Annotated in this window: 12 protein-coding genes; all 12 read left to right on the forward strand. The window is 50.1% G+C overall.

Features of this window, described 5'->3' with window-relative positions; translation table 11 throughout:
- Window positions 1-912 (forward strand): hypothetical protein (locus tag PKX57_RS09810; protein WP_472417052.1); only part of this gene is annotated, 912 nt, incomplete at its 5' end.
- Window positions 912-1,076 carry a hypothetical protein gene (locus tag PKX57_RS09815; RefSeq protein WP_472417054.1) on the forward strand — a complete coding sequence of 55 codons (165 nt, stop codon included), beginning with the start codon at window positions 912-914 and terminating at the stop codon, window positions 1,074-1,076. The genes PKX57_RS09810 and PKX57_RS09815, both read left to right, overlap by 1 nt.
- A 56-nt stretch (window positions 1,077-1,132) precedes the next feature.
- Window positions 1,133-1,288, forward strand: coding sequence for a hypothetical protein (locus PKX57_RS09820; protein WP_472417056.1), 156 nt, complete (start codon window positions 1,133-1,135; stop codon window positions 1,286-1,288).
- An 11-nt stretch (window positions 1,289-1,299) separates the two neighbouring features.
- Complete coding sequence (locus PKX57_RS09825) at window positions 1,300-2,190, forward strand: phage protease (RefSeq protein WP_472417058.1); 891 nt, start codon at window positions 1,300-1,302, stop codon at window positions 2,188-2,190.
- 19 nt (window positions 2,191-2,209) lie between these two features.
- A complete protein-coding gene (locus PKX57_RS09830) occupies window positions 2,210-2,782 on the forward strand; it encodes a hypothetical protein (RefSeq protein ID WP_472417060.1) in 573 nt (190 codons plus the stop codon).
- A gap of 51 nt (window positions 2,783-2,833) precedes the next feature.
- On the forward strand, window positions 2,834-3,814 hold the full coding sequence (locus PKX57_RS09835) for a major capsid protein (protein ID WP_472417062.1): 981 nt from the start codon (window positions 2,834-2,836) through the stop codon (window positions 3,812-3,814).
- Between the two features lie 13 nt (window positions 3,815-3,827).
- A complete protein-coding gene (locus PKX57_RS09840) occupies window positions 3,828-4,190 on the forward strand; it encodes a hypothetical protein (RefSeq protein WP_472417064.1) in 363 nt (120 codons plus the stop codon).
- A gap of 4 nt (window positions 4,191-4,194) precedes the next feature.
- Window positions 4,195-4,647, forward strand: a complete 453-nt coding sequence (locus PKX57_RS09845) for a phage virion morphogenesis family protein (RefSeq protein ID WP_472417066.1) — start codon at window positions 4,195-4,197, stop codon at window positions 4,645-4,647.
- Window positions 4,644-5,108 (forward strand): hypothetical protein, encoded by a 465-nt coding sequence (locus PKX57_RS09850; RefSeq protein ID WP_472417068.1) that lies wholly within the window; start codon window positions 4,644-4,646, stop codon window positions 5,106-5,108. The genes PKX57_RS09845 and PKX57_RS09850 overlap by 4 nt, the downstream gene beginning before the upstream one ends.
- Window positions 5,109-5,123: 15 nt before the next feature.
- Window positions 5,124-5,930 (forward strand): phage tail tube protein, encoded by an 807-nt coding sequence (locus PKX57_RS09855; RefSeq protein ID WP_472417070.1) that lies wholly within the window; start codon window positions 5,124-5,126, stop codon window positions 5,928-5,930.
- A 12-nt stretch (window positions 5,931-5,942) separates the two neighbouring features.
- The gene (locus PKX57_RS09860) at window positions 5,943-6,332 is read left to right on the forward strand and encodes a hypothetical protein (RefSeq protein ID WP_472417072.1); all 390 of its coding nucleotides are present in this window, start codon (window positions 5,943-5,945) and stop codon (window positions 6,330-6,332) included.
- 111 nt (window positions 6,333-6,443) lie between these two features.
- Window positions 6,444-10,392: phage tail tape measure protein (locus PKX57_RS09865; protein ID WP_472417074.1), on the forward strand; the 3,949-nt coding region annotated here is incomplete at its 3' end.

Genomic DNA, 10,392 nt, shown 5'->3' on the forward strand with positions numbered 1-10,392 from the left:
GATCCGGAACTCCTGGCCGAAAACACTCCGCCGCTCCATCCACGCTGCAGGAGTACGCTTGTCCCTCACACAATCTACGATCCTAAAGGGAAGACGCTCTCGAGAGAGGAAATGGAAAGAATACACGGCCAGCACCCAGAAGCGGTACCCGTTAACAGGCGGGTTGACAGAGACGTCGTAAAGGCCCTTGTTAGTAGCAAAAAACAGACTCCGGTATTCCTGGTCTCGGAAAACATCAAGAGAATACTGAAAAACGTGAAGCAGCTCACTCCTGAAGAATACGCCAAACAGGTGCTCGGAGTAGAATGTGATTACCGGGGTATAGCCGAAGAGCTGGCTGAAGAGATAAACACTACGCTCGAAGAGCTGAAAGAGAAGTATCCTAAGGTATGGGAGCAATTCGATGGGGTCACGTCCACTAGAAATTCCAGGAAAGCCTGGACGAGGTTCTTTGAGAAAAGATACCCAAATGCTTCTCCCGAGCAAATAGAGGACGTTGTGACCAGGCAGATGAGAAAGATACCACCCAATGTCCTGGCTTACACCGCGCAGGGGTTTGACAAGATAGTAGTCAAGAACACTTTCTGGCAGAAAGCTGATAGACTCCGGGAGATCATCGAGGGTGATTACAAAAAGGGGTGGTCGGTGGCCCATGACGCGGGAGGTATTATCTGCCACGAATTCGGCCACAGGATCGACTACTACCTCAGAGAGACCGGAAAAAGGGCAGAGTTCACTTCATGGATCTCGAAAATGAGAAAAGAGAGGGGAATTACTCTCAACGACATCTCGGGATATGCCAGAAGCGGCGGCATTGTGGAAGCTTTCGCAGAGCTCTTTGCGGGTTATACTACCGGGAGAAAGGAAGAGGTCTTCGTGCTGTTCGGCGAATGGTTGAAGGGGGTGTTATAGTGCAGTTTGAAAAACCCGATTGGTGGGACGAGTGGGTAGAGATAGACGAAGAGAAGCTCCTAAAGGGAGAAGACGGTTGGTCTCTCAGAGAAGGGGCGCCCACTGTCGTTAGAAGAGAATTCGAGAAGATCATAGCGATGTTAAAGATCACGAGAGGAGACTAGGCGAAAGACAACTATTGCGAGGAGGCTTCGGCCTCCTTTTTTATTGGAGGTCGATTATGTATGTGATCACAGAAGGCGATCCTGAAGACTGTTACTTCAGAATAATCGAAAAGGACGACCTGCGAGACAGCGATACAATGATCTTTCCGTTTGGATTTCCCACGGTAAAGGGAGCCTTCGACTGGCTGCAAAGGAACTATTTGATTTGCTGAGGTGATTGATCGTGATAGACAAATATCTTGCAGAAATCGCAAAAACAGGCGGGTTCTGGTACCGGCTCCTACCGTATATAGAGTTTCAGGACCCCAGATACGGGAAGGTCTCTCTGACAAAAGAGCTCGCTCAGAAAATCGAGGAGAACTTCAAGAACGGGATCCCCTCGTATGAACTCTCGCTGGACATCGATCACGGGAAAGATCCGAACCATCCCGGCGCCTACGGAAAGATCACCAAGGTCGAGGCCAGAGACGACGGACTGTGGGTCTACTCCGAACCGGATCAAGAAGGCGTGGAACTCATCAAGAGAAAGAAGTTCAAATACATGAGCGCCACATATGCAGAGAAGTACATGGACAAGAAGACCGGCAAAGACGCAGGACCGGTCCTTAGAGGAGCTGCTCTCACAAACATGCCAGCGGTGCCGGATATGGAGCAGATAGTCTACTTTTCAGAATTTGAGAAAGAGGAGGAAATAGGAATGGAATTCAAAGATCTCTTTGAGAAGGCTCAAAAGGAACTCTCAGATCTTAGGGCAGAGAAAGACAAGAAAGAAAAGGAACTCTCCGAGACTCTCGCGACACTGAACAAGGAGCTCTCCGAAGCCAGAACGAGACTTGAGGCTCTTGAGAAAGAGAAGAAAGAAGCCGAAGAGAAGCACTTCTCTGAGAAAGTGAACAACTGGGCAAAGGGTTGGACCGATAAGGGAGTCAAGCCGGCTGTCCTCGAGAAGATCAAGCCGGAGCTCAAGAAAGAAGATGATCTTAAGTTCTTCGACGACATTCTCGAGAACACTGAAAAAGTCCCGCTTGGCCAGAGCGGTTCACAAACTGGCGGCGAAGACGAGCTCAAGAAGATTGCCGACGGAATAGCCGGCAGAGTGAACAAACAATCATAATAAAAGGGAGTGAAAAGAAATGCCTGAAGGAATCACTTACCAGGACAGCAGTTTCAAAAAGGTAGTTTCCTTAGTCCACCCCGACGTCAGACAGAGCTTCAATGTCATTGGCGGAGTCGGCGGATCGAAGATCGAAGCGGGGACTATCTTTGGAAAGATAACCAGTGGGGAAGACGCGGGAAAAGTAAGGCCTCTCGGCGTAAGCTACTTAACTCAAGCCGAAGGAAGTGCGACAAGCACCTTCAAGGTCGCTGACGCTTCAGTCTTCAAAGTCGGTGATTCAGTGACAATCGGTGGCGGCTCGGCTGTTGCTCTAACAGGAGTCGACGTTGAAAACAACACGATCTCAGTTGGCACAGAAGACGCTCAGACAGCTGACCTAAATGACGCCGTAGAGATTCAGGACGGTTCTGATGAGGCCTTCGCAATTTCGATCGAGCCGATCGATGTCTCCAGCGCCGCCCAGCCGGTCTCCCTGATAATCCATGGGGCTGTGTACGCCGAAGCGATCACCAACTCCCTTCTCGCGTCACAGTTAGCCACTGCCAAGAGCGATCTCTTCTCCAGACTCTGGTTCGTTGAATCATACTAATAAGGAGTGAAAAGAATGGCAACCATCCCAGATGTTTTTCATTATCGGACATTGACCGAAGCTATAAAGCAGATTAAACCGGTCCCGAGGCTTCTAGTGGACTTGCTTCTCAAGAGTCCGCGGTCTAATCCGGCCAAGTACGCCGCGACTAAGACAATAGAGTTCGACATCAAGAGAGTGGGTCCGATCCTTCCAAGATTCGTGAAGAGGACGAGCCCGGCACCTGCTAGGAACCTCAAGAACTACACTCATGTGACACTCGAACCACCCACGGTGAAGTTCTACGACGACATAACCTACGACGAGATCTGGACGATGAGGGACGCTGGAGAACCACTTACCCAGGTACAGATGGACCACCTAAGCAATTGGATAGCGGACACTCAGAAGGAACAGAGAGAATCCATAACCGCTGCGTGGGAGTGGATGCTCGCCCAGATCCTCTTGACGGGGAAGGTCACCTATTCAGGAACCGACACGAAGTTCGAGTACGACTTCAACATGGACTCGGGCTTCATGGGAGAGTCTTCCGACTGGTCCGATCCGACTTCGAAGGCTCCTCTCACAGATCTCAGGGAGTGGAGAGTCGAAATGGCAAAAGAGACGGGGGTCATGCCGACTTTAGCTTTCGTTACGCCTGATGTCGCCAAGGTCCTCATCGAGAACACCGCTCTCGAAAAACTCATGGACAACAGGAGGATCGAAGCCGGAAGTCTCACCTATGACTTCCCGTTCATAGGAAACATTCAGGGTCTGAACATCTATGAGTTTAATGAAACCATAGTGACCGAAGCCGGTTCAGAAGTCGATCTTCATGGGGCGAGCGATCTGTGCATACTCACCTCGCCAGAACTCTTCAAGCCCTTCTATGCTGCCTCGTTCAGCGAGAACGGGCCGGTCCTGGGAGAGATCTACGCTTACTCGGAGAACATCGTGAATCCCGGAGGCAAGAGAGTCTTCGCCGAGAGCCATGGCCTGCCTGTGATACTTCACTCAAAGGGTGTCATAAAAGCTGCAATTACAGTGGCCTAAGGGCTGATGCCTTATGATCGACGTTGATGCTTTTGTCCTGAGTTTTCCCGAAAGCATCAGGGCAAAGATAGTCGATGATGTCCTTGAAGCGGTCGAGGGTTTCCTCTCTGAAGGGGAGACCCTGGCTTCTTCAATAGAGGCATCTACAAAGATCAGAGAGAAACTCGCAATTCTCTACGCTAAGGCTCAGACCTACGAAAAGCTCTCAATGCTGGAACTGGCTCAAAACACTTTTGCGCAGTACTCACAACTCGTAGCCCAGGTTCAGGCCGAACGTAGATTGAATACTCAGGTCCCTCAAGTCCAACCCGGTCCGGCTTTTGCTATGGAGTCAAACGATCAAGTGTTCACAAGCGAAGAGTTGGAAAAGTGGTGATCGAATGCAGATAGAAGTCAGGACAGAAAAACTCGACACGCTCTTGAATCAATATCAGAAAAAGCTTGGTGACCTGACACCAGTGATGAGGGACAGCGCCAACGTGATGCTCTCATCCGTTCATAAAAACTTCGACGAAGGCGGCAGACCTGATAAGTGGCCGGATCTTGCTGAAAGCACTAAGAGACGCAAGATCAAGTACAAGGGAACGGCTTATCCGATGCTCGTGTTCTCAGTGAATGTCCCTTCATCTAGGGGCGGGAGAGGCTACCGGACCAAGAAGCTGAGACAGAGCATACACCCCCAGTGGGGAAAGGACTACGCGAAAGTAGCGACAAACGTTGACTACGCAGTCTATCACCAGGAGGGCTACGGTGTACCAAAGAGGGCTTTTATGGTCTGGCAAACGCAGGATATCAGGAATATCGAAGATCTCTTCGGGAGGTATTTCAGATGACTGAGGATCAGATTATACACGTAAGGGAGAACATTCTTGATTCTCTGGAAACCTATCTTCAAGAGAACGGGTTAAGGGAATACCTTGGCGTAGCCTCGATAGAGTATGTCCGCCATGCTCCAAAACTCGACGTTTGGGATCATTACCCCACTGTGGTCATCACGCCGTCTTCTTCTCAGCCTCTCCAAGCGGTGGGGATCAGAGACCTCCGTGAATTTCTCGTGGAAGCGACAGCTCTCTTCAAATCCGAATGGTTTGACTGGGATATTCAGAGGCAGCAAGTTCGATTCTCGGGATTCATGCATGCGAAGTTCGCGTCTATGAGGTTCCCTGTTCAGGACGGAGAGATCACGAGACACTATCTGTGCACTTTCGAAGACGAGAGTTACCTAGATTATTCTGAGCTCCCCGATTTCCAAGTCAAGGCCGTCGGGGTCAGGTTGAGGTTCAGAATTCAGTAGAAGGAGTGAAGAATTATGGCTCTCACCGGAGCTGATGTATATGCAAGGATAATCAAAGGAGAAACAACATACGATTGTGGGCTGGTCTCAGACGCCAAACCAGCCATCAAGACCAGCACACTTCAGAGGAGCGGCATAGGAAATATAACAAAGGCTAGAATCAATGCGCACGACTACGAATGCAGCTGGTCCGGAGATGTACCGGATGCCACACTTCTGGCTGCTCTATTGGTCAAGGACAATGTCTTCGATGTCCAGCTCCACGATATAGAACTCGAAGACGCTGTCGTGAAGACTCTTAGACTCGCCTTCGATGAGAGAAATCCTCTCACATATGCCGTAGATTTTGTCGGCAAGGGCATGGGCAGCATCACCGCGCTAACGTCGTCTGATGTCGAGTACGTGAAAGGCTTCTTCGTCATGTCTGATGCGTCCATCTCGTTCTCCGGCTCAAGCGATACTGTTATAAAGGTTGACGTGTCGGCCAGCAGAGAAGTTAACGCCATACGCGGAGCTTCGCTCGATCCTCAGGATTTCTCCAAGGGGCCGTTTGTCTTCGAGGGAACTGTCACCGTTTCTCCATCGTCCTCATTTGCCGATGTGCTTGTGGGGGAATGGCTTCCTGAAGATACACCCTTCACGCTCTCAGCAGCTTTCTCCGCTCAGTTCTATGACGAGAATGGTGATCCTCTTGCAAGCCAGACTACTGTCACAATCGTTTGCAGTGGAATGGTGGCCAGTGAAACGTCCGTAAATCTCGGAGCTACCGGACCCGTTGAGATCCCGATAAAGATGAGCATTGAGAGTGTGACTATTTCCTGATGGAGGTAAACGATGAAGCATGAAATCATAACGCCTTTCTACCGTAAGACTGTGAAGATCAACGAGTACAACGTCACCTTCAAACCGCTTCCCGGGTCTAAGGTCTATTTATTGGCTCCGGCTCTGAAGCTCGCTCCGAAACTTGAGGCCGGTGGGCTCGACCTAACGGAGGAAGAACTTGATGCTGTGCTTTCCCTTGCGGAGGCTGTTATAGACTCATGGGACTTCGGACCAGAAAAAGGGGAAGTGCTAGAAGTCACAAAAGAGAACATCGGTCTCTTCCAGTTCGCGGATCTCATGAAAATCCTGACAAACTCAATAATGATGGCCTTTCCAAAGGGTGAACTGGAAGATTTTCCCGAAGGCTCCGAAAAGGAGCAGAAGACGATTACGAAATCCTGATCTGGAAGATCTTTGCACAGTCGGCGTGGTTAATGGGGAGTCTCCCCTGGGGATGGGAGACTCCCATTGTCACTTTAATCAAACTATTCAAAGCTCAAGGAGAGGTTGTCTATGGCGGCAAAAGCTGAAGTCTCTATTGTCTTGAGAGCTATGAACTATGCCTCGGATGAACTGAATAAGGTCAAAGAGCAGACGCGAGGTTTGCGAGAAGTCGGATCGCAGCTTCAGCAGACCGGTCTAACCATGATGGGCTGGGGTGCAGCCATCGCCGCTCCTTTTGGTCTCGCTTTGAAGCAGTTCATGGGCTTCGAAGAAGAGATGAGAAACGTCAACGCTGTTATGCAGGGAAGTGAAACCGACTTTCAGGAACTGTCGGCCACTATCAATGAAGTTGCGATGAACTCTTCGTTCATGACTAGAGAGATCGCATCGGCCGCTTACGCGCTCGCGTCTGCAGGAAAGAAGAAAGAAGACATACAGGCAATGATAGGTCCGGTTTCAAACCTCGCAGAAGCCATGCACTCAGATCTCAGACCGACGGCGGAGCTTGTTACCGACACTCTCGACCAGTTTGGAATGACTGCAGAAGAGACGGCAAGGGTAGTCGATATTTTCGCGACTTCAGTAGGGAGCTCGCCGGAGACACTGGAAAGGCTCGCTTACGGAATGAGATACGCTGGTTCGACGGCGGCAGGATTCGACTACTCTCTAGAAGAGACCGTCGCAGCCCTTATGGCATTCGAGACCGCGGGTATCCACGGTGAGCAGGCAGGAACCACTCTAAGGAACGCTCTTGCCAGGCTGGCCGCTCCCACAAAGGACGTCGTCGACGTATTGAAAATGTACGGTCTCACGATTGAAGATGTGAATCCCGCGCAACACTCTTTCGTTGAGATCCTCGAGGCCATGCGAAGGGCCGGGGTCGATACGACAGGAGCATACGAGATCTTCGGTACCGAGATCGGAGGAAGGATGGCGGCCGCCATAGAGACCGGTGCTGAGAAGATCAAAGAATTCACTGCAATGCTTGAGGACTCCTCAGGCGCTGCCGAAAGAATGAAAGACGAGCAACTTAGCTCGCTTGCGGGTCAGTTCAAACTCTTGAAGTCGTCTCTAGAGTCTCTAGGAAATTCCTTTGCGGCCCTATTCAAGGACGAAGTTGCAAAGGCTCTCAACTGGATCAAAGGGCTAGTGACGTGGCTAAACAATCTTGATGAAGGCACGAAGAAGCTGATAGTGAACACCGCTAAATGGGGATCCCTTATTCTAGTTGGAGCGGGTGCGATAAATTTCCTTACCGGCACTGTCATGAAGACGATTGCCTCGTTCAAGAGCTGGGGATCTATTGTAGGAAGCGTGATAAAGCTTCTCTCGGGCAAAGTAGCAGCAGCCGGAGCGGCAGGACAGGCTTTGACTACTCTGTCGGGAACAGCCGCGAGCACCGGAGCCTCGCTTGCCGGTGTCGGTTCTTCAGCGGCTGGCGTTGGAGCGAAACTACTCGCTTTTGCGACCGGTCCGGTGGGAATAACAATCGCGGCGATTGCTGGAATAACCGCTGGCGCCATCGCTCTCTACAAAGTTATGGATAATCTTTCTAAGGACTGGTTCAAATCGGACCTAGAGAAAGCACTTAACCAAGTTAGAGAGACGGCCGATGGGACAGTTGAGACGATGGAAGAGGTCTCGAGAAGATTCTCGAATCTCTCATCACAGGCGAGCAATGAGACAAAGAAACTCTCAGGGACAATCTCAGGCACCTTCTCCCAGCTGGAAGACGCTGTCAGAGGATTCGACCAGATAAACTCCACCGTTGCAGTCAAAGCGGCAATGAACATGCAAAAGATTGCAGAAGAGGCTGGATACACAGGAAACGCCTTCAGAGATCTCGCGAAAGAGTTCTCGGGGAGCCTCACTCTATCGTCTGAAGAAGTTATCTCAAAGCTCAAGAAAGTGATGGAAGAAGTAGATGCGGTTGCTTTGGATACTGAAGCCACGAACAACAGAATAGTCGAGTCTATTAAGACAGCGAATGAAGCCATGGCACAAAGCACCGCCGAGTCCCAGTCGGTTCTTGCAAACCTTGTGAGTTCTTACGACAAAGTGACCGAGTCAATTGTTGAAGCTGCCGGCCAACAGGTCAAGGCAATAGACATGGTGTCTTTCCAAGCCGTTGGTTCAGTGGAGGCTTTTGTCACGATGATGGAAAGGCAGAAAACGAGTGCGACCGACGCCTCGAATGAAGTCGGTATAGCACTCGGGAGAGTTGTCATTGCGATGGCTGAACAAGGGAAAGTGGCCAAAGACCAAGTTGCCGGTCTAAAGGAACTATATGACGCTTATGACAGGCTCTCTAAAGAGCTTGAAACTGCTGAAGAAAGGTACGGAACGAATTCTTCGCAGGCGGATAGTCTTCGCAGCAGTCTGAACACTCTCAAGGGAGAGATAGCTTCTCTTGGTTGGTCTGCCGGAGAGAGCGCAGTCAAGTTTGGAGATGTGAAAGAGATACTACAGCAAACAGCGACAGAGGTTCAGAAGACTGGCAAGAATATAAATGAATTTCTGTACGGGAGCGAGAACTTCGCAGCCACTAAGGAAGAAGCCCTCCAGAGAGTACGCACGCAGTTCAAAGCGACCGAGACCGATTCACTGGGTTTAGTGAACGCTTTCAACAAATTGACAAAGCCCGCAAAGATGTTTGGAAATGATGTGGACGTAATGGGCGTTGCCCTCGCAGACCTTGAAATCGAACTCTATAAAAGCGGTGTCCTTACTAACAACCAGACTTCATGGCTTGTCAGTTTATCTGAGCAAATTGCCTCTACCAGAGAGGAATACAGAAAAGCGATCTCGACTTACGGAGAGAACTCCAGAGAAGCAAACGCGCTTAAAACTTCTCTTCAAGAACTGGAAGTCGTGTACGGAAGGAACGGGAAGTCGGCGGCAAAGGCCATTTTCGATACATATGGCTTTGGCGAAACTCTCATATATCTCCAGAAGAGTCTGGGACTTACGAGCGATGCTTTTGCGAAGCTCCTCGGCATTGCAGATGTAAACATACTGTCTCAAGACGCGAAGAGCATAAACGAGCAGTGGAAGAAAGTCCAGGAGGGTTCGGGCTTTGCCTCTGATACTCTGAAGTCTATCCAGAATCAGTCGAAGGAGACTTCTGCAAAGTTGACAGAGATGGCCGATGCGGTTACAGATACATTCGACAAGCAGAAGAAGGCAATAACATCTTTGAGAGAGGAACTGGATACGCTCAAGACGAAACAGGTCGAATACCTGGATGCTCTCGCCAACGCAGAAGCCGAGGGAGATTCAGAATCGATAGAGAAGTATAGAAAACGCCTTCAGGAGACGGCCGAAGCTGCCGGGTCACTTGCAGAACAGATTGAAGACCAGAAAGACCAGATGCTTCTTTTCTATCAGACATTTGAAGACAACGCAGGAAAGGCAGATGACTTCGGGAGATCTCTCAAGGGGATAGAGCCTGAGTTGAATGAGTTTGCCGGCGCTCTCAAAGCTGTTGAAGAGGAATTCCAAACGACATGGGGAAACATTGTCGGTGCGTCGAAGGACGGAGCTGATGCTGTCATAGCTGAGTTCAAGAGGGCGAGCGACGAAATTGTCGGCCACTCGATCGTACCTGATATGAGAAAAGCTGTTCTAGCAGAGATGCTGCAGCTCTCATCTGGCATGAATGATGTGGCTGGTCAAGGGGTCGCAAACACGGTAGCCTCTTTCTCTGACCTCTCGAAAGAACTGACCAACTATCTTGCTCAAATGAGAAAAGAAGCCGGTTCTTTCTCTCTTGACAGTCTTTCGGAAGTGGCTGGAGATTTGCCGGCCTATTTCTCCGATCTTTCCTTGGAAGCAGAAAAAGCGTTGGGTGGTGTGAAAAAATTCTATGACCTCCGATGGCTTGACGAGTCATCAACGAGGACAAAACACACTGCGGAAAACATTACATCTGTTCTGCAACAGTTGAAAAGAGAAACTGACGACATTTCAAGAGAGCTTGGAGAATTCATGCCAAACGGCGGCGATCTGACTGTCCCTA

Origin of the sequence: Mesotoga sp. (assembly GCF_035363035.1) — a bacterium.
In the GTDB taxonomy this organism is placed as follows: Bacteria; Thermotogota; Thermotogae; order Petrotogales; family Kosmotogaceae; genus Mesotoga.

Bases quoted from the DNA above. Each gene is read 5' to 3' on its own strand.
- PKX57_RS09820 (WP_472417056.1), top strand. From the start codon at position 1,133: ATGTATGTGATCACAGAAGGCGATCCTGAAGACTGTTACTTCAGAATA.
- PKX57_RS09830 (WP_472417060.1), top strand. From the start codon at position 2,210: ATGCCTGAAGGAATCACTTACCAGGACAGCAGTTTCAAAAAGGTAGTT.
- PKX57_RS09840 (WP_472417064.1), top strand. From the start codon at position 3,828: ATGATCGACGTTGATGCTTTTGTCCTGAGTTTTCCCGAAAGCATCAGG.
- PKX57_RS09845 (WP_472417066.1), top strand. From the start codon at position 4,195: ATGCAGATAGAAGTCAGGACAGAAAAACTCGACACGCTCTTGAATCAA.
- PKX57_RS09850 (WP_472417068.1), top strand. From the start codon at position 4,644: ATGACTGAGGATCAGATTATACACGTAAGGGAGAACATTCTTGATTCT.
- PKX57_RS09855 (WP_472417070.1), top strand. From the start codon at position 5,124: ATGGCTCTCACCGGAGCTGATGTATATGCAAGGATAATCAAAGGAGAA.
- PKX57_RS09860 (WP_472417072.1), top strand. From the start codon at position 5,943: ATGAAGCATGAAATCATAACGCCTTTCTACCGTAAGACTGTGAAGATC.